The 24006-nt window shown below is 62.2% G+C and carries 23 protein-coding genes; 11 read left to right on the top strand and 12 right to left on the bottom strand.

The window, feature by feature from the left end:
• The 8 genes from asnB (at window position 1) to E5Z01_RS10030 (ending at window position 11117) form a co-directional block, all read left to right on the top strand.
• Complete coding sequence (asnB, locus tag E5Z01_RS10070; protein ID WP_135229237.1) at window positions 1-1875, top strand: asparagine synthase (glutamine-hydrolyzing); 1875 nt, start codon at window positions 1-3, stop codon at window positions 1873-1875.
• Entirely contained in the window at window positions 1868-3145 is a 1278-nt protein-coding gene (locus E5Z01_RS10065; protein ID WP_135229236.1) for a nucleotide sugar dehydrogenase, read from the top strand. Before asnB ends, E5Z01_RS10065 begins: the two co-directional genes overlap by 8 nt.
• Entirely contained in the window at window positions 3145-4152 is a 1008-nt protein-coding gene (locus E5Z01_RS10060) for an NAD-dependent epimerase (protein WP_135229277.1), read from the top strand. Before E5Z01_RS10065 ends, E5Z01_RS10060 begins: the two co-directional genes overlap by 1 nt.
• Window positions 4152-5945, top strand: a complete 1794-nt coding sequence (locus E5Z01_RS20225; RefSeq protein WP_205750482.1) for a sugar transferase — start codon at window positions 4152-4154, stop codon at window positions 5943-5945. Before E5Z01_RS10060 ends, E5Z01_RS20225 begins: the two co-directional genes overlap by 1 nt.
• 3 nt (window positions 5946-5948) lie before the next feature.
• Window positions 5949-6578, top strand: a complete 630-nt coding sequence (locus E5Z01_RS20370) for an acetyltransferase (protein WP_420810838.1) — start codon at window positions 5949-5951, stop codon at window positions 6576-6578.
• A gap of 77 nt (window positions 6579-6655) precedes the next feature.
• Window positions 6656-7858: a DegT/DnrJ/EryC1/StrS family aminotransferase gene (locus tag E5Z01_RS10040; protein ID WP_135229235.1), complete on the top strand. Its 1203-nt coding sequence runs from the start codon at window positions 6656-6658 to the stop codon at window positions 7856-7858.
• 2 nt (window positions 7859-7860) lie between these two features.
• Window positions 7861-9690, top strand: a complete 1830-nt coding sequence (locus tag E5Z01_RS10035; RefSeq protein ID WP_135229234.1) for a polysaccharide biosynthesis protein — start codon at window positions 7861-7863, stop codon at window positions 9688-9690.
• 527 nt (window positions 9691-10217) lie between these two features.
• Window positions 10218-11117 (top strand): hypothetical protein, encoded by a 900-nt coding sequence (locus E5Z01_RS10030; RefSeq protein ID WP_135229233.1) that lies wholly within the window; start codon window positions 10218-10220, stop codon window positions 11115-11117.
• Window positions 11118-11520: 403 nt separating this feature from the next.
• On the opposite strand, the gene E5Z01_RS10025 is transcribed toward E5Z01_RS10030, so the two are convergent.
• The 3 genes from E5Z01_RS10025 to E5Z01_RS10015 form a co-directional block, all read right to left on the bottom strand.
• Window positions 11521-12324: a PSP1 domain-containing protein gene (locus E5Z01_RS10025; RefSeq protein ID WP_167757859.1), complete on the bottom strand. Its 804-nt coding sequence runs from the start codon at window positions 12322-12324 to the stop codon at window positions 11521-11523.
• A 168-nt stretch (window positions 12325-12492) separates the two neighbouring features.
• A complete protein-coding gene (locus tag E5Z01_RS10020; protein ID WP_119763591.1) occupies window positions 12493-12870 on the bottom strand; it encodes a RidA family protein in 378 nt (125 codons plus the stop codon).
• An 81-nt stretch (window positions 12871-12951) separates the two neighbouring features.
• Window positions 12952-14025 carry a PP2C family protein-serine/threonine phosphatase gene (locus E5Z01_RS10015; RefSeq protein ID WP_135229231.1) on the bottom strand — a complete coding sequence of 358 codons (1074 nt, stop codon included), beginning with the start codon at window positions 14023-14025 and terminating at the stop codon, window positions 12952-12954.
• Window positions 14026-14247: 222 nt separating this feature from the next.
• On the opposite strand from E5Z01_RS10015, the gene E5Z01_RS10010 reads away from it, so the two are divergent.
• Window positions 14248-14949: an IclR family transcriptional regulator gene (locus E5Z01_RS10010; protein WP_135229230.1), complete on the top strand. Its 702-nt coding sequence runs from the start codon at window positions 14248-14250 to the stop codon at window positions 14947-14949.
• A gap of 21 nt (window positions 14950-14970) precedes the next feature.
• On the opposite strand, the gene E5Z01_RS10005 is transcribed toward E5Z01_RS10010, so the two are convergent.
• The 6 genes from E5Z01_RS10005 to E5Z01_RS09980 all read right to left on the bottom strand — a co-directional run bounded on the left by E5Z01_RS10005 (window position 14971) and on the right by E5Z01_RS09980 (window position 19282).
• A complete protein-coding gene (locus E5Z01_RS10005) occupies window positions 14971-15438 on the bottom strand; it encodes a hypothetical protein (protein WP_135229229.1) in 468 nt (155 codons plus the stop codon).
• A gap of 74 nt (window positions 15439-15512) precedes the next feature.
• Window positions 15513-15716, bottom strand: a complete 204-nt coding sequence (locus E5Z01_RS10000; protein ID WP_135229228.1) for a hypothetical protein — start codon at window positions 15714-15716, stop codon at window positions 15513-15515.
• Window positions 15717-15759: 43 nt separating this feature from the next.
• Window positions 15760-16359 carry an HAD family hydrolase gene (locus E5Z01_RS09995; protein ID WP_135229227.1) on the bottom strand — a complete coding sequence of 200 codons (600 nt, stop codon included), beginning with the start codon at window positions 16357-16359 and terminating at the stop codon, window positions 15760-15762.
• A gap of 204 nt (window positions 16360-16563) precedes the next feature.
• Complete coding sequence (locus tag E5Z01_RS09990; RefSeq protein WP_135229226.1) at window positions 16564-16797, bottom strand: hypothetical protein; 234 nt, start codon at window positions 16795-16797, stop codon at window positions 16564-16566.
• Between the two features lie 173 nt (window positions 16798-16970).
• Complete coding sequence (treS, locus tag E5Z01_RS09985) at window positions 16971-18647, bottom strand: maltose alpha-D-glucosyltransferase (RefSeq protein ID WP_135229225.1); 1677 nt, start codon at window positions 18645-18647, stop codon at window positions 16971-16973.
• A 14-nt stretch (window positions 18648-18661) separates the two neighbouring features.
• Window positions 18662-19282, bottom strand: coding sequence for a DUF1990 family protein (locus E5Z01_RS09980; protein ID WP_135229224.1), 621 nt, complete (start codon window positions 19280-19282; stop codon window positions 18662-18664).
• 189 nt (window positions 19283-19471) lie between these two features.
• Here E5Z01_RS09980 and E5Z01_RS09975 point away from each other — a divergent pair, with 189 nt between their 5' ends.
• Entirely contained in the window at window positions 19472-19828 is a 357-nt protein-coding gene (locus E5Z01_RS09975) for a VOC family protein (protein ID WP_135229223.1), read from the top strand.
• Window positions 19829-19962: 134 nt separating this feature from the next.
• Window positions 19963-21615 carry a DNA mismatch repair endonuclease MutL gene (gene mutL, locus E5Z01_RS09970; protein WP_167757858.1) on the top strand — a complete coding sequence of 551 codons (1653 nt, stop codon included), beginning with the start codon at window positions 19963-19965 and terminating at the stop codon, window positions 21613-21615.
• Between the two features lie 92 nt (window positions 21616-21707).
• Here the strand turns inward: mutL and E5Z01_RS09965 are convergent, their stop codons facing one another.
• From E5Z01_RS09965 to E5Z01_RS09955, 3 genes are all read right to left on the bottom strand, one after another.
• The gene (locus E5Z01_RS09965) at window positions 21708-22166 is read right to left on the bottom strand and encodes a hypothetical protein (protein WP_135229222.1); all 459 of its coding nucleotides are present in this window, start codon (window positions 22164-22166) and stop codon (window positions 21708-21710) included.
• Window positions 22167-22231: 65 nt separating this feature from the next.
• Entirely contained in the window at window positions 22232-22699 is a 468-nt protein-coding gene (locus E5Z01_RS09960; protein ID WP_135229221.1) for a hypothetical protein, read from the bottom strand.
• A 46-nt stretch (window positions 22700-22745) separates the two neighbouring features.
• Entirely contained in the window at window positions 22746-23975 is a 1230-nt protein-coding gene (locus E5Z01_RS09955; protein WP_167757857.1) for a phosphotransferase, read from the bottom strand.
• Window positions 23976-24006 lie beyond the last annotated feature (31 nt).

The following is a 24006-nucleotide window of genomic DNA, read 5'->3' as shown; positions in this document are numbered from 1 at the left end:
ATGTGCGGCATTGCGGGGGGTTTTGCCGTGCCTGCTCTGGAGCCGGAACAGGGCCAGGCGGCTTTGCACCGCGCCTTGCAGGCCATCAAGCATCGGGGGCCGGATGGCCAGGGCATTCATCAGGAGCAGTGGTGTCATCTGGGCATGCGCCGGCTGGCCATTATCGACGTGGAATGCGGCCAGCAACCCATTTACAACGAAGACCGTACCCTGGCCGTGGTCTTCAACGGTGAAATCTATAATTACCGTGAACTGAGAGCAGGCCTAAAAGCGCGTGGCCATGTCTTTCAAACGGCCTCGGATACCGAAGTTCTGGTGCATCTCTTTGAAGAACGTGGCCCCCAGATGCTGTCCGAATTGCGGGGAATGTTCGCCTTCTGCATTCATGACCTCAAAAATGAGCGGGTCTTTCTGGCAAGAGACCGCTTTGGCAAGAAGCCGCTGTATTACATGCGTCCTGCATCCGGCGGCCTAATTTTTGGGTCTGAACTGAAGGCGCTGCGCCCGCTAGCCCAGGCCGCCGGCGAACGCTGGAAACTGAATGAACAGGCCATCTACGATTACCTTTCGCTGGGCGTGGTGCCTCAGCCCAGTACCGTGTTTCTGGGTGTCTACGCCCTGGAGCCAGGGCACTGGATGATGTTCGGGCCCGGGGGTATACAAACGCAGCGCTACTGGGAACCCACCTTCTTGCCCAAGCTCGATTTGACTTACCCCGAGGCGATGGAGCAGGTTCGCTCGCTGGTGGGCGAGGCGACGCGCTTGCGGCTGCGTTCGGACGTGCCGCTGGGCGTGTTTCTATCGGGTGGGGTCGACAGCAGCGTGGTGGCGCTTGAGGCGGCGCGCGAGGTGGGTGAGTCGCTGCAGACGTTTACCGTCAATACCGGAAAGGGCTTCGACGAGTCGCCCGTGGCGCGGCGAACGGCGGCGGCGCTGGGCATACACAACGAGGTATTGTACATTCAACCCAGCCCCCTGGCAGGCTTGCAGCGGCTGGTGCGGCAGTACGATCAGCCCTATTCGGATTCCAGCGCCATTCCTAGCCTGGAGATTTCCCGGTTGGCCCGTGAACGGGTGAAAGTGGTGCTCAATGGTGACGGCGGAGACGAGGTCTTCGCCGGTTACCGGCGGTATGTGGCTGCCGTGCAAAGCGCCCGCTTCGACTGGCTGCCGCCCGCGGCCGCGCAGGCCGCCGCGCGGGTTTTAGGACCTTTCGCCCAGCAGCGCCGGTCACCGTTGGGTCTGGCCGCCCGGTTCACGCGGGGGTTGGCCCTGTCGTCGGTCGACCGTTACCTGGCCTGGACCGGCGACATGCTGCGTGAACAGGACAAACAAGCGGTCTGGCAAGGCGGCCCAGTGTTGTCCACCGAGGATCGCCTGGCGGCTTTGCAACAGCCCGGATTGCGGGCCCTGGATCAACAACTGAATCTCGATACCAGAATGGTTTTACTCAGCGGCCTGCTGGTCAAGATGGATATGGCGACCATGGCCCATTCGCTGGAGGCCCGCTCGCCCTTGCTCGATCACCGGTTGGCTGAGTTCGCCTGGCGGCTGCCAGACTCTTTCCGGGTGCGTGGCGGAATGCCCAAGGCCATTTTGCGAGACGCTTACCGGGAGCAGCTGCCCGACGAAGTGATTCAGGGGGCTAAGCGGGGCTTCGAAATCCCGCTGTTAGACTGGCTGAACGGTGAGCTGAGGCCGCTTCTCATGGATACACTGGGCCATCCACAGGCACTGGTCAAAGACTATCTAGACTCCGCTTTTGTGGACAGCCTGTTGCGGCATGAAACTTTAACGGAACGTAACTGGGGCTATATCATCTACGCACTACTAGTTCTGGAATTATGGCTTCAAGAGGAAAAAACCCGTGAATAATGAACGTATTGCAGTGATTGGATTAGGTTACGTGGGATTACCGTTGGCCATTGCCCTGGCAGAGCAGTTCTCGGAAGTCCTGGGGTTCGATATTCATCAGGGACGGATACAGGAATTGCAGGCGGGTCACGACCGTACCGAGGAAGTCGAGGCCACTCGGCTGCGCGAGTCTTCCCTGCGCTACTCGGCTCAGCCGGATGACCTGGCGGGATGCACTATGTTCATCGTGACGGTGCCCACCCCGGTAGACGAGCATAATTCTCCCGACCTGACCCCCATGATCCGAGCCAGTGAAACGGTGGGCCGTTACCTGAAGCCTGGCGACGTGGTGGTCTACGAGTCCACGGTGTATCCGGGTGTCACCGAGGAGATCTGCGGCCCTGTGCTGGAACGGGTCTCGGGATTGCGGCAGTACCATGACTTCAAGCTGGGCTACAGTCCGGAGCGTATCAACCCCGGCGACAAGGTACATACGGTCGAGAAGATCGTTAAGGTGGTGGCCGGGCAGGACGCCGAAACCCTGGAGCGCGTGGCGCACGTGTACGGGGCGGTCATCAAGGCGGGCATTCACAGGGCCCCGACCATCAAGGTGGCGGAGGCGGCCAAGGTCATCGAAAATACCCAGCGTGATCTGAATATTGCACTGATGAACGAACTGGCCCTTATCTTCGATCGTCTGGGCATCCGGACGCTGGACGTACTGGAAGCCGCGGGCACGAAGTGGAATTTCCTGGGGTTCCGGCCGGGTCTGGTGGGGGGGCACTGCATCGGCGTCGACCCCTACTACCTGACCCAGAAGGCGCAGGAAGTGGGGTACTACCCGCAGGTCATCCTTGCCGGCCGCCGTGTCAATGATGGAATGGGCGCTTTTGTGGCCCAGAAACTCGTGAAACTACTGATCGCGGCGAATATTCCAGTCAAAGGGGCGCGGGTGGGCGTGCTGGGCCTGACCTTCAAGGAAAATGTTCCGGATCTGCGCAACAGTCGGGTGCCGGACATCGTGGCGGAACTGCGTCAATTTGGCATTGAGCCGCTAATTCACGACCCTTATGCAGACAGCGCCGAGGCCCAGCACGAGTACGGGCTGACACTGACGGACTTGCCGGAGTTTCGTCAGCTTGATGGCCTGATGCTGGCTGTTTCTCACCGCATTTACCTTGAGCTGCCCCGCCAGGAGTTGACAGGGATGCTGAGCCCGCAGGGCGTACTCGTGGACGTGAAGTCCGCCCTCTCGGAATCCGACCTGCCGGGTCGTTACTGGAGCCTGTGATGAAAATTCTGGTGACTGGTGCCGCCGGCTTTATTGGTTCTACCCTGTCTCAGCGCCTGCTGGCGCGTGGAGATGAAGTGGTTGGGTTTGATAACTTCAACAGCTACTACGACCCCAGCCTGAAACGCGACCGGGCTGCACGCCTCCTGGGCCAACCGAACTTCACGCTGGTGGAAGGGAACCTGGAAGACAGGGACGCGGTGGAACTCCTCTTTCAACAGCATCGCCCGGAGAAAGTGGTCAACCTGGCCGCGCAGGCCGGCGTACGCTATAGCCTGCAAAATCCGCATGCTTATATCGACTCGAACGTGGTGGGCTTCATGAACATTCTGGAGGGATGCCGGCATTTCAACGTGCAGCACCTGGTTTATGCCAGCAGCAGCAGTGTGTACGGCCTGAACACCAGCATGCCGTTCAGCGTGCATGACAATGTTGATCACCCGCTGAGCCTGTACGCCGCCACCAAGAAAGCCAACGAACTGATGGCCCACACCTACAGCCATCTGTATGGCCTGCCCACCACCGGTCTGCGCTTCTTCACGGTATATGGTCCGTGGGGTCGCCCGGACATGGCGATGTTTCTGTTCACCCGGGCCATTCTGGAAGGTCGGCCCATCGACGTGTTCAACTACGGCCAGATGCAGCGCGACTTTACTTACGTGGATGACATCGTGGAAGGTGTGGTGCGCGTGACCGACCATGTGGCGACCAGTAACCCCAGTTGGTCGGGGGCGCACCCTGACCCGGGCACAAGCAGCGCGCCTTACCGCCTGTACAACATCGGCAACAATAATCCGGTGCAACTGCTCCACCTGATTCAAGTGCTAGAAGAGAAACTGGGACGCAAGGCAATCAAGAACATGTTGCCCATTCAGGACGGTGACGTGCCGGCTACCTATGCCAACGTGGACGACCTGATCCGCGACGTGGGCTTCAAACCCGCGACCAGCATCGAAAGCGGTCTGGAGCGTTTTGTGGCCTGGTACCGCGAGTACTATCACCTCTGATGATTCCGAAACGAATCGTGGTCATGGCGGGCTACGCACCCTCCCTTGTGAACTTCAGGGGGCCACTGATTCGCGCCCTCCTGGCGCAGGGACACCAGGTCATTGCGGTGGCTCCGGGAGAAGCGCCGGAAGTGCAGGCTCAACTTAGCGAGTGGGGGGCGCATTATCAGCCTATTACCCTAGAGCGTACGGGCCTTAGCCTACGAAAGGATATGGGCGACATATGGCAGCTGGTGAAAGTGCTGCGGAATCTACAGCCTGATATTTTGCTGTCCTACACCATCAAACCTGTCGTTTACGGCCTGCTGGCGGCTCGCCTGGCAGGAGTCCCCGAACGCTACGCCCTGATTACTGGCCTGGGATACACCTTCCAGGGAACTAGTCTGAAACGCCGTTTGCTTTCCCGGGGGGTGGGAATTCTCTATCAAGCCGCCCTGAACGGCGCACAGCGGGCGATCTTTCAGAATGAAGATGACCGGGACTTGTTTGTGCGGCGTGGCCTGGTAGACGTTGAGAAAACGGTCGTCGTCAACGGGAGTGGCGTGGATTTGAGGCATTATAAGCCGACTTCCGTACCTCCGCAGCCTGTTTTTCTACTGATTGCCAGGCTGTTGAGGGAAAAAGGCATTGGTGAGTACGTTGAGGCTGCCCGGCAGATCCGAACGCATTATCCGCAAGTCCGTTTTCAGCTGGCTGGCCCGCTCGACTCTAATCCAGCCGCCATTCATCAGGAGGAGTTAAACGACTGGGTAAGGCAAGGGATTGTGGAGTATCTGGGGGAATTGAAGGATGTTCGCCCTGCGCTGGCTGCGTGCAGTGTCTATGTGCTGCCTTCATACCGGGAAGGTACGCCCCGCACGGTGCTGGAGGCCATGGCCACGGGCCGTGCCATTATCACCACAGATGCTCCAGGTTGCCGGGGTACGGTTCAGGAGGGCGTCAATGGGCTTAAAGTTCCAGTACAAAACGTCCCGGAATTGGTCAGTGCTATCCAGACCTTCATTCGGTTTCCCGAACAGCGTCAAACTATGGGACAGGCCAGCCTGGAACTGGTACGGAACCTGTACAGTGTAGAGTTGGTCAATCAGCAGATGCTGACTGCGCTGGGGCTGCTCGGCCCCGAACATCTTGGAAACCCTAAGACCGGGTCGGCAGTCACACCGATGAGGATCTTTGAAAAGCGCCTATTCGACCTTGGTGTTTCGACGGGTGCTCTGTTGATACTGGCTCTTCCCCTGGGGTTGCTTGCCTTACTGGTACGTTTTAATCTCGGCTCGCCGGTTCTCTTCAAGCAGGTGCGGCCTGGCCTTCATGGCCAACCTTTCCTGATGCTGAAATTCCGTACCATGACTGACCAGCGCAGCCCCGACGGTGAGTTACTTCCCGACCATCTCCGTCTGACCAGCTTTGGAAAGTTCTTACGGGCTACCAGTCTCGATGAGCTGCCGGAACTCCTGAATGTTTTATGGGGCGATATGAGTCTGGTGGGGCCGCGCCCACTGCTGATGGAGTACCTTCCCCTCTATTCTTCCCGGCAGGCACGGCGCCACGAGGTTAGGCCCGGGATCACCGGCTGGGCGCAGGTAAACGGACGCAATGCGCTGTCCTGGGAGGAAAAATTCAATCTCGACGTGTGGTATGTCGAGAACCGTACGCTGGCCCTGGACTGGAAGATTCTGCTCCTGACCGTGCAGAAAGTCTTCAAACGCGAAGGGATCAGTGCGCAGGGTGAGGCGACCATGCCGAGATTTACCGGAGCATCTGGAAGGGCCCGCCAGAAGAAGGGGATTTAACGCGTGCGCCGACTCAGCATCATAGGAGCGGGGGGACACGCCAAAGTTATGGTTGCTATGGCAGTTGCAGCAGGGATTGAACATATAGAGCTTTACGATGATGGGGCTGTGACGGACGTTCTGGGATATCTGGTGCAGGGGGGTATTGCTGCCCTTCCCGATATCCCAGACACACAGGCGGTAATCGCTATTGGTGGCAATGCTATACGTCGGCGCATCGCTCAGCAATTCGCTCATGTGACCTGGGTGTCCCTGGTACATCCCCACTCCTGGATTGCTCCTGACGTTGTTCTTGGGGCAGGGAGCGTCGTGATGGCCGGAAGTATAATTCAGCCGGGAGCCCGGCTTGGACAACACGTCATTGTCAATACGGCCGCAAGTGTCGATCACGACTGCAGATTGGCTGATTTTGTACATGTGGCACCAGGCACACGGCTGGCGGGCGGCGTTCATCTGGATGAAGGTGTATTCACGGGGGCTGGATCGGTACACCTGCCCGGTAGCCATACGGGAGCGTGGTCAATCGTAGGGGCTGGGGGGGTAGTACAGGGCGACCTTCCAGCCAATACCACAGCGGTCGGCGTGCCCGCGCGCGTCATCAAGGAACGCTCTCCAGGCTGGCACCTGTCCTAACGATATGAACCTGATGCTTCTTCATAGAGTGCGTCGAACGCCTTCACGGTGCCACAATGTCTTTATGATGAGTGGGTATGAAGGTGATTGAACCTTTGGCAGCGCAGCAGCGCTCCTTGCCCGGCTGGCCCGTCTTCGAGCCGGATGAGATTCAAGCTGTGAACGATGTCCTCCAGTCCGGCAAGGTGAATTACTGGACAGGCAACGTGTGCCGTGAGTTTGAACGGGAGTATGCAGACTATCTGGGCGTTAACCACACCATTGCCCTCCATAACGGCACACTGGCACTGGAGTTGGCCCTGTATGCCTTCGGGATCGGTGAAGGCGACGAGGTCATCACGACGACGCGCACGTTTATCGCGTCGGCCAGTGCGGCGGTGATGCGTGGGTGTGTTCCGGTCATTGCTGATGTCGACCCGGTGTCTCAGAACATCACGGCGGAGACTATTCGCCCGCTGATCACTTCCAGAACGAGGGCCATCATTCCGGTTCATCTGGCGGGCTGGCCGTGTGACATGGATCCCATCATGGCACTGGCCCGCGAGCACAACCTGATTGTCATTGAAGACTGTGCCCAGGCACACGGGGCTTTTTACAAGGGGAGACCGGTGGGCAGTATCGGGCACGCTGGAGCCTTCTCGTTTTGCCAGGACAAGATCATGACCACGGGTGGCGAGGGCGGACTGCTGGCGCTGAACGACACGGCAGTGTGGAAGAAAGCCTGGGCCTTCAAGGATCACGGCAAGAGTTACGACGCGGTGTACAACAAGGAGCACCCGCCGGGGTTCCGGTGGCTGCACGAGTCATTCGGCACGAACTGGCGCATGCTCGAGGTGCAGGGGGCGATTGGGCGCATTCAACTGCGGAAACTCCCGGAATGGGCAGCGCGGCGCAGGGCCAACGCCGCTGTGCTCAACGAGCGTTTCGGGGCAGTGGCGGCTTTCCGGTTGACCCTGCCGCCGTCAGAGATTGACCACGCCTACTACAAGTACTACGTGTTCGTGAAGCCCGAGCAACTGCGCGAAGGTTGGAACCGTGACCGCATCATGAACGAGATTACGTCCCGGGGGGTGCCCTGCTTCAGTGGCTCGTGCTCTGAAATCTATCTAGAAAAGGCGTTTACGGACGCAGGGTACGGGCCTCAGGAGCGGTTGCCGGTGGCCCAGGAACTCGGCGAAACGTCCCTGATGTTTCTCGTTCACCCTACCCTCACCCCGGAAGACGTAGGCCGCATGGCAGACATCGTTGAAGACGTGATGCGCCAGGCCCAGCAAGAGTGAACATGCCCCCTTCAACGGCCCTCACCAAATTTCTGATCGATCTGGGCGTGTGGCTGGCAGCGGGCTTCCTGGCCTATGCCTTCAGACGCCCTACCCTGTTTGGAGAAGGCATCCCCCCAAGTGTCTGGGCATACCTCCTGATAAGCGCCCTGGTCATGGCGGTCATGGAGTTGAGGTACGCCCTGCACCACCAGGCCTGGAACCGGGTCGGTGTCCTCGACCTGAACCTGCTGGCCCGCATGGTGGCTTTCACGACCCTGATCGTGTTTGCCGCCGGATTCATTCTGCGGCCCTGGCTGGACTTTCCACGCAGTATCCCGCTGCTGGCCGGCGGCCTGGCTTTCCTGATGATGGGTGGAGTGCGGCTGACGGTGCGCCTGCTTCACGAAACCACGCAGCGCCGCGAAGCCGGCCCCCTGCGCCGTGTGCTGGTCGTGGGGGCTGGTGAGGCCGGCAGCATGTTCGTTCGTGAAATGCAGCGTCACCCGGAGGCGGGCCTGCAACCCATCGGTTTTCTGGACGACGAACCCCTGAAACAGCGGCAACGCGTGGTGGGCCTGCCAGTCTTTGGGCAGGTGAGTGACCTGCTGGCGGTCGTGCAGCGCGAGCAGGCAGAAGAAGTGCTGATTGCCGTTCCTTCCGCCTCGGGTGAGTTCGTGCGGCGGGTGGTTGACCTGTCACGTGAAGCCCAGGTGCGTTACCGCATTATCCCAGGAGTATTCGAAATTCTGAGCGGGGACGTGAATATCAGCCAGATTCGTGAGGTGAATCTGGAAGATCTGCTGCGCCGCCCTCCAGTCAAGTTAAATACGTCCGAAATCGCCAGTTACCTGAAGGGCCGCGTCATTCTGGTGACGGGGGCGGGAGGCAGCATCGGTTCGGAAATCGTACGTCAGCTGGTGCCATTCGGCCCGGCCACCCTGCTGCTGTTCGGGCGTGGTGAAAACAGCATTTTTTCCATTCAGCAGGAACTGGTGCGCCACTGGCCTGAAATCAAACACATTGGTCTGATCGGCGATGTGCGGGATCTGGCCCGGCTGGAAGCGGTTTTTGCTGAGTATCGCCCGGAAGTGGTGTTTCACGCGGCGGCCCACAAGCACGTGCCCTTGATGGAACAGACACCCTCGGAGGCCATCCTCAACAATGTGGTGGGCACCCAGAACATCGTGGAGCTGTCGCTGAAGTACGGTGTGACGCGGCTGGTGAATGTGTCCACCGATAAGGCGGTCAATCCCACCAGCGTGATGGGGGCGTCCAAGCGAGTCGCCGAGATGGTGGTGGCAGCCGGGGCCGCGCGTGCCAATGTGCATCAGGCCCTGGTGTCGGTGCGTTTCGGGAATGTGCTGGGCAGCCGCGGCAGCGTAGTGCCGACCTTCATGGAGCAGATTCGGATGGGAGGCCCGATTACCGTGACCCACCCCGACATGGTGCGGTACTTCATGACTATTCCCGAGGCAGCCCGACTGGTGCTCCAGGCCGGAGGGCTCGCGGAAAACGGCAAGGTGTACCTGCTCAACATGGGTGAGCCAGTCAAGATTTCCGATCTGGCACATGACGTGATCCGCCTCAGTGGGGCCAGGAACGTGGATGTCGTCTACAGCGGCATTCGTCCTGGCGAGAAGCTGTACGAGGAACTGCTGACCAGCGGCGAGGGTACCAGCGCCACCAGCCACAGCGAGATTTTCAGCGCGAACCTACAGCAGGTCAATCCGAATATTTTGCAACACGAGTTGACCCGTCTGGTCGAGGGTGCCCGCCGGAACGACAGCCAGACCGTTCGGCTTTTACTCGCCGACATGATTCCAGAAAACAAGTTCAACACCACGGGCTGAGGTCATCGGCTGCACGACGGACGACCAAGCGTTCAGCTCAGGTCTTTTTCTATGCTGTGGTGCTTTTTCCCAGCAGACAAGTAAAGCTGACGAAGAGTCGAGGAACCTGTCTCTCTCGACTTTTTATTCTGGTCGGTAATCGACCCCACCAAGGCATCATAGACGGGCCTTGCAAACTGCCTTGGTGTACGAGCGGATTGTAAGATATTACTCTTTCTTTTCCTGTAGACAGTGAAGAAGACTTATAGATGCGCAAAAATATCAGTTTGTAGGGAAGTGAGATTTCGTGCCTCAAGTTTCTCATGACTCGAAAATGAGTTGGGCGTAAAAAAGTGTAGAAGTAATTTTGACTGTTGAACTGGAAAAGTGAACGGTTAACAAAGTTATAGTATACGTGGCTTATGACTCAACTCCTCACTACTAACCGCTTGTCCTTGGGACACAAGCTCCTCACCCTGACTCTGTTGAGCGGGGGTGCCCTAGCGCAAAGTTCGGTGACCCCCGCGTCAGCCCCCCAGCCTTCGGGATTGGAGGCCTTCGCCGCCAAGTTTCCCCCCAACTACTTTTCGCGTTTCGGCTCCACGACTGTGCTGGTTACGCCGTCCGACGGCTTTGGGATAAGGGCCTTCCCACTGCCGCTGACGCAGGACATTCGCTTCACACTGGCCAAACGCCCCAATTACTGGGAATACAACCTCTTCACCCGTTACCAGGGTGTCCTGATCGCAGCTGGTGTGTTTGATAACGGCGCGACCGCCAAAACAGGGATTCCCCGTGCGGAAATGACCTACGATCCCTACACGGGTGTACAGTGGAGCGCCAAATGGCAGGGCGCGGGCTATCATTCCAAGGTCTCCGTCGGGTACGCCTTCACGGTGGCGAATAACAAGGTGCGCGTCCTGAACAATGTGGGTATCGCCGAGCAAAAGGGTGTCGTTGCTCCCTACACGCAGTCGGAAGTGACCGCCAGGGATACCTTGAAACTGAACCCGGCAACCTCGGTGCGCGGCGTGGCCACCGCACGGCTGTACACTTTCCCGGCGCAGTCCACCGCGCAGACCAGCGTGGATCTGACCTTTGGGGCCACCTATAATCCCAGCCGTACGCTGCTGCTGGATGTCTCACACCTTGAACGTTTCGCGTTCGGTAAGGTGGCCATTCCGGACTTCAACTTCGCCCGTTACGAGGAGACGAATGGCAGCCTGCTGCTCAGGACGCCGATTAACCCTAACCAGAACACCGGATTGGGCGGCTTCCGCATTCGCGCCACCCGTAACTGGACGGGCGACTACACCTATCTGCGTGGGGACATCCTGATTTACGATAAGCGCCTGCCCGTCCTGATCGGGCCGACCATCGGGTACCAGTGGGGGCCGACCACACAGACGTCCACGTTCCTGTTCGGCATTTCTAGCGCGCCTAAATAATCTCCTGCGGGTTCGCTAGTAAAACTGCTGGTTAGATAGGTCATGAGTGTGAAGGAAGAAGGCCTTGGATTCCGTTTATATGGCTTTCTTTCTCTCACCTTTCTTATTTGTTCTCTGCGTCAGTCGCTTGACTGCGCTGTACGCGATGATTTTCACGGTCAGTGGCATCTGTGTGAAATCCTACGAATGGCGTTGATCCTGAATCGTTAGATTTTGACTGGCTGTCGCTGAATCTCTAATCCAAGTACCCGACAGCACAGAGGACTCTTCCACCTTCTCAGGTATGGGAAGAAGCGGAACCACGAACATTGACGACTGACGCCGTATGGCTCCGCCCACTGTTCAGTCGTCAATGCCCAGGGTGCCGCTTTTGTATAGCGTCGAGCCTGGCCCGTCAGGCGGACTATCTTTCTGACTCTGAAGGGCTTTCGGCGCGGCTTTTGCCAGGGTGGCTGGCTGGAGTGTCAGTCGCGCGTTTCAATTCACTGGCGGGCAGGTCGTACACCGGCCCCTGCTCGGTATGTATGTCGACGGTGCCTTTCAGCGGGTGAAGTTTGGTGACCTTCCCGCAGGCGCCGCTGCCTTCATGACACACGCGGGCGTTCTTGCGTGGCAAATCCTTGAGCAGTTCCAGGTACTGGGTGTGCTCGAACTGCAGGCAGCACAGCAGTCGCCCGCACGGCCCACTGAGTTTTTCAGGGTTTAGCGGCAGTTGCTGGTCGCGGGCCATGCGGATACTGACCGGCGCGAAATCCTGAAGGTGCGTGCTGCTGCAATTCTCGCGGCCGCACGCGCCCAGGGTGCCCAGCATCTGCGCCTGCTCACGCGGGCCGATGGCGGCAAAGTTCACGCGGGCGCGGGTGTGTTCGCGCAACTCGGCGATAAGTGGCCCCAGCTCGATGCGTTCGTCGGCGCTGTAACTGATGGTCACCAGGCTCTCGTCCAACGTGAACTCCACCGCGACCAGTTTCACGGGCAGGCGGCGTTCGCGGGCCCGGGCCCGCAGCAGCCACTTCAAGTCCTCGCCCTGCCGGTGCAGGTCTTCCCAGCGGTTCAGTTCCTCCGGGCTGGCGGCCCGCAGCAACGCGCCGTAACGGCCTTTGGGGTCGGGTGGGCTGGCCTGGCCGCGCACGGTGGCGACTTCGGGGCCGCGTTTGCCCTGCACGACCACGCGCGTACCCACCGGGTAGTCCTGCTCGCTGAGCATGCTGTGCAATTTGGGACTTCGCTCGAAGCGAACAGGTAGGACAAACACCCCAGCACAATGCCACGAATGGGGGCCTAGCGTCGAGACGGAAGGCACAAACCCCCTATTCTATGCGCCAGACCAGAAAGCTTCCGGGCTTTTCACCGGGGCGTTCTGGCTTCAGCCGACTTAGCTCAGGTCGGCGATCACTTCAATTTCGACGCGTACGTCGCGCGGTAGGCGGGCGACCTGCACAGTGCTGCGGGCCGGGTACGGTGCGGTGAAATGCTGCTCGTACACGGCGTTCATGGCGGCGAATTCGTTCATGTCGGCCAGGAACACGGTAGTCTTGACCACGCGGTTCAGGTCGCTGCCAGCGGCGGCCAACAGGGCTTCGAGGTTACGCATGACCTGCCCGGTCTGCTCGGCAATGCCTCCCGCCACCAGGTCGCCGCTGGGGGTCAGGGGAATCTGTCCACTGGTGATCAGCAGGTGCCCCACCTTCACGGCCTGACTGTAGGGGCCAATGGCGGCGGGCGCGGTGTCCGTCTGGATAATTTCTTTCATGACCGTACTGTAATGCCCGGAAGGGTTCAGGGCACGCGGCCCGGGGGTTTCACGGAGCACTGCACCCTGGGCAGGCGAGAGTCAGTTCAACTTGCGTTCCGGGGGGTCGGGGTCTGAACGCAGGGAGGTGCCGACGCGCTTGAGGGCCACCGCCGGGCGGGTACTCCGGGCGGCCACCAGGCCGCGTTGCACCCTCCCCTGAAGAAAGACGATCACGGCCAGCAGCAGCAGTCCCAGCAGGCCGATTAGCGTGCGATGCTCGGGAATCAGGATCATGCCCAGCAGAGTGAAGTACACCAGGGTCAGGATCAGGTACGTCACCAGGCTGCTGCCGCGCCGGGCAGTCAGCAGGACGTCCACGTACTCCGGCCCGTCTGGCGTGCGGGGGGGCAGGGCGTAACGGGGCAGCGGCAGGGTGCGCATGACATCCACGATCACGGCCGTGATGTTGTCGGGGCCACCCTCGTCGTTCGCAGCGTCCACCAGCAGGCGCGTGACGGTTTCAGGCGCGTCGCGGCGGCTCAGGAAACGCAGCAGTTCAGGTTCTGCCACCACGCCGCTAAGGCCATCACTGCAAATCAGCAGGCGGTCACCGGCCTTCACGGGCAGCCCGAACAGTTCCAACCTGACGCGCTCCTCGCCGCCCAGGGCATTGTTTACCACGCTTTTCCACTGGTGCTCGTGCGCTTCTTCCTCGGTCAGGAACCCCAGACGTACTTGCTCGGCCACCCAGGAGTGATCGTCGGTGAGGCGCAGCAGTTCGTTGTCGCGCAGCAGGTAGGCGCGGGAATCGCCGACGTGCGCCACCAGGGCCGCGCCGCCGTCGATCAGGATGGCCAGCAGGGTGGTGCCCATACCGACGGACTCGCCCACGGCGTGCCGGATCACAGCCAGATTGGCGGCCTGCACCGCCTCGGCCAGGCGTTCGGGCGGCTGGCCCCGGCCTTCCAGGTAGTTCTGCGTCAGGGTATCGAGCGCCAGGTTGGCGGCCAGTTCCCCAGCGGCGTGGCCGCCCATGCCATCTGCTACGGCGTACAGCCCGCCCCGGGGCAAGTCCAGGGCCATACCGGCGTCTTGATTAACCCCCCCGATTCTTTGCCGCCCAATGTCCGTCAGTAGTCCTGAGGACGTGAGCGGCATCTGAGGGGACTGCATGGACGACAGTATAATGGACAACCTTAATCTCAGTAATCGAGAAAACTCATTTCACGACTACCCTGGCTCTGGGCGGTGGCGTTTTGTCTTAATGAATTGCTTTCTTCTGGCTTAATAAACTGCATGATTCCTAGACGGACGTGACGGATGAGGTGTGGCGCAGCTGAACCTACGGGCACGCCTGGGCTATACAATCGCGCTGTGTCCCTGTAGGCTGGACGGGTGCTGTCCTTGCAGAAAGCCTCCACCATCCTCGGTGCCTTCAGCGCCGACCAGCCCGAGTGGGGTGTGCGTGCCCTCGCCGCGCACCTCGATGTTCCCCGCGCCACCGCGCACGCCTACCTGGCCGGCCTGACCGAAGCCGGGTTCCTGCGCCGCACCCCACACGGCAAGTACCGCCTGTCCTGGCACATCAGTGAGATGGGTGCACAACTGACGGCCGCGCTGCCGTGGTTCCAGGATGCCCGCGCCCTGATCACGCGCCTGGCTCTGGAAGTCAAATCCGTGGCTTTCCTGTGCCTGCTGGAAGGCGAGGACGTGGTCGCCGCCATCCGCGAGCGCCACCCCGACGCGGACATCGACTTGCCGCTCGACATCTACCTGCCGGCCACTGCCACCGCCAGCGGCAAACTGCTGTACGCCTTCAACGACATTACCCCCAGCACCTTCGAGGCCTGCACGCAAAGCAGCATCACCACCCTGGACGAATGGAAGACCGAAGTGGCCCGCGTGCGCCGCCTGGGGTACGCCTACAGCATCGAGGAATGGATTCCGGGGCAGTGCACTCTGGGTGTGCCCTACCACCACGGCGATCAGGTGGTCGCCAGCATCGGCGTGCAGATGAGCGCCCAGCGTTACCTGCGCGAGGAACGCCAGATCCGCGAGCGCGTTCTGCATATCGTGCAGGAAGCCGAACTGGGTTAAAAACCTAAAGACTGGCGCCAGTCAGCGGGTGCAGTAGTTGACCCAGGCCCCCATGCCGGGCCGGTCGGCCTCGCGGTACAGCTCCACGGTGGTGTACGGCGCGGCGGGTTTGTTCTGGCGCACATAAATGGCCGTTACCTTGCCGAAGGTGGCGCTGACCCGCTGGCCCGCCCCGGCATTCTGCTGCGTGATCCATGCGTTGAAGACCGGAAGCTGGGTGGCGTCCAGCCCAAAGCAGCGCGTGGCGGCGTAAGCGGCGTTTCCCCTGAGCAAGTCAAGTTCACTGGGGGAAAGGGTCGGGCGCTTGACGGCCAGAATCAGATCAAGCACCCGGTCGCCGGCCCGGTTCGCCACGATGACACCCAGCTCGAAGCGCTTGAGGTCACTGGTGCGTTTGACCACCACGAACGAATTCCCGCCGGCCCGCAGCTGACCGCCGCTGCCGGTGAGCAATGAACGAAGCCCTACGCCCGCGGCTGAAGCAGGCACAGCCAGCAGTAAAGCCGTCAGCAGGACAGGTACAGGACGCATGCCTTCACTTGTACTCCGCCGGGATGTGAATTTCACCTGTCCGCGTCTCTGGCCCCTGGCGTTGACTCGCTGAGGGAAATCCGGAAGGCTGCCAGCAGCAGAACCGCCCCTGCCGGGAGACCCAACAGGGGAAGCAGGTGGTGCAGTTTGACCCCTTGCAGCACCCCCCAGAAACCGAGCGCCACGGCGGTGCAGCCGAGCACAAAAGCCAGCAGGTTTCGCCAGGTTGCGGTCATGGCCCAGTGCAGCACACTGCCCTGACTGCCGTCTGAATGGGCTTCAGTGGATGCCCAGTGCTGCCAGTTCGTCGCGCAGTTGCGCCGCGTTGATGTACTGCACCGCCTGCATGCCCACCGAGCGCGCCGCCTCCACATTCTGAATGCGGTCGTCGATCATGACCGCTTCGGCGGGAGAGACCTGCGCCAGGTGCAGACCCAGGCGGTAAATGGCGGGGTTGGGCTTCATGACACCCAGGTAACACGACGTGAAAAACCCCAGCAGGAAATCATGCAATGCGAAAGTGCGGATGCGGTACTCGTTCAGGTCGTGCCCTTCGTTGTTCAGCGAATACATGCGGTGGCGCCCGCCCAGTTCACGCGCCAGGGCCAGCACCTCTTCCTTCGGCTGGCTCTCGGCCTCCATGCTGGCCCGGAAATCCTCACGCGAAAACTCGCGCGGCGTGCAGAACACCACCTGACTCAGGTACTCGTCGAGGGTCATGCGGCCCAGCTCCAGTTCCGGCACGGCCAGTTTGTGCCGCTCGGTAAAGTCGGTGGCGTCCAGCCCGTAACGGGCGATCACGTCAGCCCGCTGCTCGCGGTCCCAGCCGTTGGTCAGCAGCACCCCGCCGATATCCCAGAACAGCGCCTTGATGGTCATGCCGCAGGGTACGCCCCTGGCCGCGCCGCCGGGGTTTAGCGTTTCGTGATGTTCAGCCCGCCTGATAGGGGCATGCCCCTGTGCACCCAGGCAGTCAACTCGTTCCAGGCAAGCGCCATCTGCGCGGGTGTGAAAATGCGTAGGGCCGCTGTGGCCCAGGTTGACCAGGCTGCGCCATGAAGTTGGCCGTGTTCCCGGCCCGGCTCACGACCTGGCTGGACTGCTGCTGAATTTCCCGCTGAGGGTGTCATTGGCGTTCAAGTAGGCGGCCGGAGTGACAGTCAGGCCCGCTTCGCTGCTGCCGGTACTGGGGTCTTTGTCGACCAGGGCCGGAAAGTCTGTGTCCCCGCTCTGTGCCGCCCTCTGGGCGCCAAACCTGTGCGGCACGCGCAAGGTCGGTAACGCGCTGGCGGGCCGTGTCAGGCGTGTAGAAGACACGGCTTATGGCGACCGCCAGGAAAGAAATACAGGTGTGCCAGACAGGATAGGCACACCCACAGCGGAAAAATTAAATCCATCAATTCAGGTTGACGTGACCGGTCTTTCGGCCCTTCTGCGGGCTTTGTCCCTGTATTCAGACTCCAGCGTTCAGCACTGCCTTCAAACCCGGCTCAGTCCAGTTTGAGCCAGTAGTAATCGTGCCGGCCCAGCGCCAGCGTGTACCCCCCGTCCTGCGGAATGGCCGGGAAATTGGAACCGCCCGCCAGCGTCATGGGGGTTTTGTCGGCAAACTGGGCCAGGTTCAGGGTGACACTCTGGGGCGTGGCCGCAAAATTGCTGACGATCAGCAGCGTGGCATTCTGATCCTGGCGCACGAAGGCCAGTACGGCCCGGTTGTCGGTGTCGATGAAGTGCAGGTCGCCGGTGGCGAAGGTCGGGTACTGGCGGCGCAGGCCCAGGATGCGCGACGTCCAGTGCAGCAGGCTGCCGGGGTCTCTCTCGGCGGCGACCACGTTCACCCGCTCGAAACCGTAGACCATGTCGTCGATGGGCGGAAAGAAACACGCTTCTCGCGCAGCGGTGGAGAACCCGCCGTTCAGGCCCGCATTCCACTGCATGGGGGTGCGCACGCCGTTGCGGTCGAACAGGCTGATGTTGTCGCCCATGCCGATCTCGTCGCCGTAATACAGGATGGGACTGCCGGGCAGGGCCAGCAGCACACTATTGAGCAATTCAATCCGGCGGCGGTCATTGTCGAGCAGCGGCGTCAGGCGGCGGCGGATGCCGACATTCATCCTCATTTCCGCCTGCGGCGCGTAGGCGGCGTACATGAAGGCGCGTTCCTCCTCGGTGACCATTTCCAGCGTCAGTTCGTCGTGATTGCGCAGGAAGGTGCACCACTGCCCGAAACTGGGAATCTGGGGCAGGCGGCCCATGATCTCGCGGATGGAGGTGGTGTCCTCCTTTTTCAGGCTCATGTACAGCCGCGGCATCACCGGGAAGTTGAAGCACATGTGAAACTCGGGGTCTTCCTCGGTGCCGAAGTACTGCGCCACGTCCTCCGGCCACTGGTTGGCCTCGGCCAGCAGCAGGCGGCCCGGGTACTCGGCGTCCACCATGCGGCGCATCTTCTTCAGGATGTCGTGCGTTTCGGGCAGGTTCTCGCAGTTGGTGCCCTCGCGCTCGATCAGGTACGGCACGGCATCGACCCGGAAGCCGTCCAGGCCCAGATCCAGCCAGAAGCGCGCGGCAGAGAGCAACTCCTCCACCACCTTCGGGTTGTCGTAGTTCAGGTCGGGTTGACTGGAAAAAAAGCGGTGCCAGTAAAACCGGCCGCTTTGCTCGTCCCTCGTCCAGTTGCTGGTCTCGGTATCCACAAAGATGATTCGCGCCTCGCCGTACTCGCTGCCGGTGTCGCTCCAGACGTAGTAGTCGAAGTACGGGTTGTCGCTGCCGTCGGGCAGTTTCGGGCCTTTGCGCGCCTCCTGAAACCAGGCGTGATCACTTGAGGTGTGGTTGGTCACCAGGTCGCCGATCACCCGCAGGCCGCGCCCGTGCGCTTCGGCCAGGAAGGTCTTGAAGTCCTCCAGCGTGCCCAGGTCGGGGTGAATGCCCCGGTAATCGGCCACGTCGTACCCGTCGTCGCGCAGCGGGCTGGGAAACCAAGGCAGCAGCCACAGCACGTCCACGCCCAGGTTCTTGAGGTAATCCAGCTTGGCGGTCAGGCCCGGAAAATCGCCTTTCCCGTCACCGTTGCCATCGGCGAAGGTGCGCACGGACAGCTCGTAGAAAACGGCGCTCTTGTACCACTCCGGCGCGGCCGTGGTGACTGTGGCTGGTGAGGTCATGCCCAGAGTGTAGTTCAGGGCATGCTGGAAGCGTTTCCCCCATCTGGATCATGAGGAGACGCTTCAGGCCCCTGCACCGCCCGCACCATCGCTGCGCCGTACTGCGCCGCACCTGCCGCCTGAAACCGCCGCACCACCGGCTGCCCCACCCGTGCCAGCGGCAGGGCCGGGCGCGAGAACGCGAAGAGCTCGAACACCACTTCACCGGTCGGCAACCACTCCACCACAAAACGTTCCTCGCCCGCGAACGCGTGCCCTTCCAACGTGCCGTACCCGAACCCCACCCGGCGCTCCTCGTCGAGCAGGTACACCACGCGGTTGCCGATCAGGCTGTAAAACCCCAGGTGGCGCACCAGCAGCGCCAGCGTGGCGCCCACCTCGAACGGCGCGTCCGGGTTCAGCAGGGTCACCCAAGGCGTCTCGAAGACCTGCCACGAGCGCAGGGCCGCCACCGCCCGCCGGAAGTACGCCTCTCCGGCGCCCAGCACGAAGCGGTGCTGATCGGACAGGTAGCCCACCGGGCACTGTCCCTCACGGGTCGCGCAGAGTTCACGGTAACTGGTGGCCTTCAGCGCCCGCTGTGCCGTCAGGAACTGTTCGGTCTGGGCCGGTGTCGGAGGGCGCAGCAGGAACATGCCCCAGGATAGGGGAGAGGTCTTATGCAGCGCCAGCTCTCAGGCTCTTGTCATTTCCGGCGCTGACACACACTTTTTTCGATGCGGCGCATGAATTTGACTTTTCGCGCATAACGGGCTATCTTTTTATTATCACCGCCAGAGAAGGCGGGTTTTTTATTTTCTGCCTCTCCACGTTACCCTGAGCGCATGCTCAAGCACGTCTCCTTCATCACCCGCGACCTGAGCGCCACCCTCGCCTTTTACGGGCGGCTGGGCGGCGTGACCGAAAAGGACATCCTGACGCATGAAGGGTATCGCCGGGGTGTGCTGCGGCTGGGCGAAGGCAAACTCCAGTTCTTCCAGATCGCAGGCGAAACCCCGCAGGTTCACCCGCACTGGCCCGAGCACATCGCCGTTTACGTCACCGGTTTGCGCGACCTGCTGCCCCAGCTCCGGGCCGCAGGCGTGAACGTCACCCGCGACCTGCAACCCAGCCCCGGCGGACGTGACATGGCCTTCGTGCAGGACCCGGACGGCCGGCAGGTGGAATTGCTGGAGGCGTAAGGGGGTTGGAAAAGATTTGTGGTGATGGCGCAGAAGAGAAACAGGAGGGCAGTAACTGTCCGCCTGCGTGCAGGTCTGCCGGGCTTTCTCCGACCACATTCCCGGCCTCGCCTACTTGATATGCTGTGAACAGAATGACGCAGGTGGCCCCAGCTATTCATGTTCTGCCCGCCCACGTGGCGCGCCTGATCGCGGCGGGCGAGGTGGTGTCGCGCCCGCTGGACGTGGTGCGCGAACTGGTCGAAAACGCGCTGGACGCCGGGGCGACCCGCATTGAAGTGGAGCTTGCGGGCGGAGGCCTGAAACTGGTGCAGGTGCGCGACAACGGCTGCGGTATTCCCGCCGATTCGGTGCAGCTCGCGGCGGTGCGGCACGCCACCAGCAAACTGCAACCGGACATCCGGGCCGTGGATCACGTGACCACACTGGGCTTTCGTGGAGAGGCGTTGTGGGCGGCGGCGCAGGCGGGCGAGTTGGGGCTGGTGACCCGGCCCGCGGCCCAGGTGGGCGCCTCAGAGGTGCTGGCGCACGGCGAGCACATCACGGTGTCGCGCACCTCGGCGCCGGCCGGGACGACGGTTCAGGTGCGCCACCTTTTCGCCGGGTTGCCCGCGCGGCTGCGCACGCAGGCCAGCCCGAATACCGAGGCGCGGGAAATCACCACGCTGGTGGGGCGCTACGTGCTGCACCACCCGGGGCTGCACTGGAAACTGACGGTGGACGGCGAAGCCCGCCTGACCCACGCCCCCGCCGACCACCGGGGGGCCGTGGCCAGCGTGTACGGTGCACTGAGTGCCAACCGCGTGCTGAATGTCCACCAGGGCGGCGTCCGGGGCGTGGTGTCGCGCCCGGAGCTGACCCGCGCCCGGCGTGACCGCATGCACTTCAGCGTCAACGGCCGGCCCATTCAGGCGCCGCCCGAACTGGAAAGGGCCGTCATTGAAGGCTTTGCGGAGCTGCTGCCGGCCGGGGTGGCGCCGCTGTGCGTGCTGGACCTGTCGGTCGCCCCTGAAGACCACAACCCGAATGTCCACCCGGCCAAGCAGGTGGTGGCCCTGGCAGATCTGCCCGGCGTGAGTGCCCGCGTGCGTGAGGCCGTGGCCGCCGCGCTGGCCGAGCACCCGCTGGCACGCCTGGCCCCCGCCCTGAGCGCCGCTCCGGAAACGGGGGCGCCCGTCAACGCCCGGAATTTTCCTGAACTGACGCTGGTCGGCATTTATCAGGAGTTGTACCTGCTGGCCCAGGGCGAAGGTGACCTGTGGGTCATCGACGCGCACGCCGCGCACGAACGCGCGCTGTACGAGCAGTTGACGCGCGAACTGGAGGCTGCGCCCGCGCTGGAACTGCCGCAGCCGGAGCTGTTGCACCTGACACCCGAGCAGACCGCCCGTCTGCACGAAAGGGGCGAGGGGTTACGCCGCTGGGGCCTGACGCTGGAAGACTTCGGCGCGGGTCTGGCCCGCCTGCGCACGCTGCCCGCCACCCTGGCTACCCTGCCGGTTCCCCGCCTGCACGAGCAGATCGTGGAAGCCGCGCTGGGCGAGCACCCCGATCCCCGGCGCGAGGTGCTGGGCCGCCTCGCCTGCGCCCCGGCCCTGAAAGCCGGCATGCTCGATCACGGGCGCGCCGAACACGTCCTGAGTGCCCTGAGCGCCTGCGAGCAGCCCTGGGCCTGCCCGCACGGTCGCCCCACCACCCTGCGCCTGAGCGAACGGGAACTCGCCCACGCGTTTGGCCGCCGCAATATCCGCGACGTCGCCCGCGGCCGGGACGAAGTCAAACGCTGAACCTGTACAGCGAACACCGCCCCAGCTTTCCGGTCGCCGTCAGAAGAGGCGCTGACATGGGTTTTTGCCCCTGGATGATGTTTGCCAGAGGCTTACCCTTTCGTTAACTCCAGCACGCCTGCGCCGGCCGGGTTGATGCGGAATTCTTTGGAAGCCGCGTCACAACTTTCCCGCCACAGGTTCCCGTAAGCCTTGCCGGGCTTCGAGGCGTAGAACGTGAACGAGGACGTGAAGTAGTCAGTCGCGCCGCCCTGGCACACGCTGCCGCTGCCGGCGTAGCCGGTCAGGTTGAGTTGCACGGGCGTGGCCCCTTCACTGCTGCGCTGGCCGGTCAGGGTGAACTGCTGCCCGCTCAGGCGGTGCCGGAACGTGGCCGACGCGCTCAGGCCCTGCGTGCTGATGACCACCTCGTACGCGTCCTGGCCCTGCAGGCCCCTCACGCTGGCCGCGTACGGCCCCGGAATGTCCAGGTTCACGCCGTTCGGAATGGGAATGCCACACCCCACCAGCACCGCCGATACGAGCACGGGAAACGCCACTTTCAAGGTCATGCCCCACCGTACCCGGCCATTCTGGCGGTTGGATGGGAAGGCCTCTCATGCACGGCCTGGCCGCCTTACTTCCGCGTGAGTTCCAGCGCTCCGCTGTTGACGCTGCTGTGCTCGAACTGCCCGGTGCTGGCGTTGCACACCTCATGCGTCACGTTACCCACCCCGACATCCTTTTTGTCTTTGTAGAAACTGACGTCCACGCCGTACCTCTCCTGAACACCGCCGGCACAACGGCTTCCCGCACCCAGGCTGGTCATCACGTTCACCCGCACGGGGCTGGCGTCGTACACGCTGCGCGTCCCCAGCATGGTGAACGTCTCCTGGGTGGTTCGGCTGGTCACCGTGGCCGTGACGTTCAGGTTCTTCTCGACCACCGTCACGTCCAGCAGCGCCGACTGGTTGTTGCTGCCGACAATGCGGCCCAGGTACGTGCCGTTCACGTTGATGTTCGGCCCGCGCGGAATGGGGTCCCAGGCGCAGGCGGGCAGCAGGGCCACCAGGGCCAGGAGGGGCAAACCGATCAACCGTTTCATGCCTTCAGCGTACTTTCCCGGAAAGCAAGTCAAGTGCAGAAATGGGTCATGCCCTGAGCCGCGTCAGTTCCCGTGCCGCCTGCCGCAGGGCGAAGGGCACGTAATTGGGCCGCCAGCCGGGAACATTGCCCTGCCACTCCCTGAATTTCTCGTCGTACACCACGGCGCGGTGCAGGGAGGCCAGCGTCATGGCGGTTCCGAGCAGGGGCGCTTGCGTGGCGGGAAGGTCAAAAGCCCTGAGGACGCTCTGGATGAGGTGCGCTTCGAGTTCCGGATGCGTCTGCCGGACAGGAAGGGTCTGGCGGGCCGGGTGCAGCGTGAAACCCAGGAACCACCCCAGATCCATGAAGGGGTGGGCGGCGCTCAGGGTTTCACTCCAGTCGAACCACACACTCCCGCGTTCGCCGTAAAGGGCGTTGCGGGGGTGGGCGTCTCCGTGCGCGGGCAGGTCGGGCAGCTTCAGCGCCGCCAGCTTTTCCAGGGCCTGCCGGATGGTGGGCTGCGCGCCCTGGAGCGCCTGGATGTTCTCCTCTGGCACCCCCCATGACCTCAGAAGGGGCGTGTCGCTCAGGAAGGCCGGGATACGCTCGCGCATCTCCTCAAGGGGATAAGCCCTGGCCCCCAGCGCCGCCAGCCTGGATGCCTGCGCCGACTGCTGAAATTTGGTCAGTCGCCGGATGGCCTGTTGCCACGCCGTCAAGTCGGCCACCGCGTCCAGCAGCTGCCCACCGGACGCCGTTACCTGCCAGCCCTCCTGCACCTGACAGGCCAGCAGGGGAGGGCACACGTTCGGAAAAGCTGCGGCGATATACTCTGTAAATCGCATTTCGTCCGGTGTGGACGAGGTTTTGAGGAACACTTCGCCCGCTGGAGTCTGGGCACGGACGATGCTGGTCAGGTCATGGCTGTGAACTGAGGTGAAGTCGGTCGCCTGCACGCCCGCCTGTTCCAGTCGACGCCTGACGCACACCTGCCAGTCCGGACGCTGCCACACCTGCTCGAAGGGAAGGGGTGGCGGGTCTTTTTCCAGCCAGCTCAGGTGAGGCGGTAATTCGCCGGACAGGGCCAGCAGGCGGGGCGTCCCCGTCATGCCGAAGGCGATGCCGGCATCATGTAACTCCCAGGAGGTCAGCTGCCACGTTTCCTGCACGGTTTTTTTCAGATTGCCATGCCGCTCGACTTCCAGCCGCGGGAACTCCCGCCCTTGCACGGCCACGCGTTGCCCGTCCGGGTGCCACAGGATTACCGGAACCTGAATCTTCTCGCTGCTCGCCATGCGCCAGAGCATAGGCAGGCGCGCGCAACGA

This window comes from Deinococcus fonticola, from assembly GCF_004634215.1.
Taxonomy (GTDB): Bacteria; Deinococcota; Deinococci; order Deinococcales; family Deinococcaceae; genus Deinococcus; species Deinococcus fonticola.
The sequence above is the reverse complement of the archived record's forward strand: the minus strand, read 5'-3'. Positions and strand labels throughout refer to the sequence as shown.

Bases quoted from the DNA above. Each gene is read 5' to 3' on its own strand.
- asnB (WP_135229237.1), top strand. From the start codon at position 1: ATGTGCGGCATTGCGGGGGGTTTTGCCGTGCCTGCTCTGGAGCCGGAA.
- E5Z01_RS10060 (WP_135229277.1), top strand. From the start codon at position 3,145: ATGAAAATTCTGGTGACTGGTGCCGCCGGCTTTATTGGTTCTACCCTG.
- E5Z01_RS20225 (WP_205750482.1), top strand. From the start codon at position 4,152: ATGATTCCGAAACGAATCGTGGTCATGGCGGGCTACGCACCCTCCCTT.
- E5Z01_RS10040 (WP_135229235.1), top strand. From the start codon at position 6,656: ATGAAGGTGATTGAACCTTTGGCAGCGCAGCAGCGCTCCTTGCCCGGC.
- E5Z01_RS10035 (WP_135229234.1), top strand. From the start codon at position 7,861: ATGCCCCCTTCAACGGCCCTCACCAAATTTCTGATCGATCTGGGCGTG.
- E5Z01_RS10025 (WP_167757859.1), bottom strand. From the start codon at position 12,324: ATGCTCAGCGAGCAGGACTACCCGGTGGGTACGCGCGTGGTCGTGCAG.
- E5Z01_RS10020 (WP_119763591.1), bottom strand. From the start codon at position 12,870: ATGAAAGAAATTATCCAGACGGACACCGCGCCCGCCGCCATTGGCCCC.
- E5Z01_RS10015 (WP_135229231.1), bottom strand. From the start codon at position 14,025: ATGCAGTCCCCTCAGATGCCGCTCACGTCCTCAGGACTACTGACGGAC.
- E5Z01_RS10000 (WP_135229228.1), bottom strand. From the start codon at position 15,716: ATGACCGCAACCTGGCGAAACCTGCTGGCTTTTGTGCTCGGCTGCACC.
- E5Z01_RS09995 (WP_135229227.1), bottom strand. From the start codon at position 16,359: ATGACCATCAAGGCGCTGTTCTGGGATATCGGCGGGGTGCTGCTGACC.
- treS (WP_135229225.1), bottom strand. From the start codon at position 18,647: ATGACCTCACCAGCCACAGTCACCACGGCCGCGCCGGAGTGGTACAAG.
- E5Z01_RS09980 (WP_135229224.1), bottom strand. From the start codon at position 19,282: ATGTTCCTGCTGCGCCCTCCGACACCGGCCCAGACCGAACAGTTCCTG.
- E5Z01_RS09975 (WP_135229223.1), top strand. From the start codon at position 19,472: ATGCTCAAGCACGTCTCCTTCATCACCCGCGACCTGAGCGCCACCCTC.
- mutL (WP_167757858.1), top strand. From the start codon at position 19,963: ATGACGCAGGTGGCCCCAGCTATTCATGTTCTGCCCGCCCACGTGGCG.
- E5Z01_RS09965 (WP_135229222.1), bottom strand. From the start codon at position 22,166: ATGACCTTGAAAGTGGCGTTTCCCGTGCTCGTATCGGCGGTGCTGGTG.
- E5Z01_RS09960 (WP_135229221.1), bottom strand. From the start codon at position 22,699: ATGAAACGGTTGATCGGTTTGCCCCTCCTGGCCCTGGTGGCCCTGCTG.
- E5Z01_RS09955 (WP_167757857.1), bottom strand. From the start codon at position 23,975: ATGGCGAGCAGCGAGAAGATTCAGGTTCCGGTAATCCTGTGGCACCCG.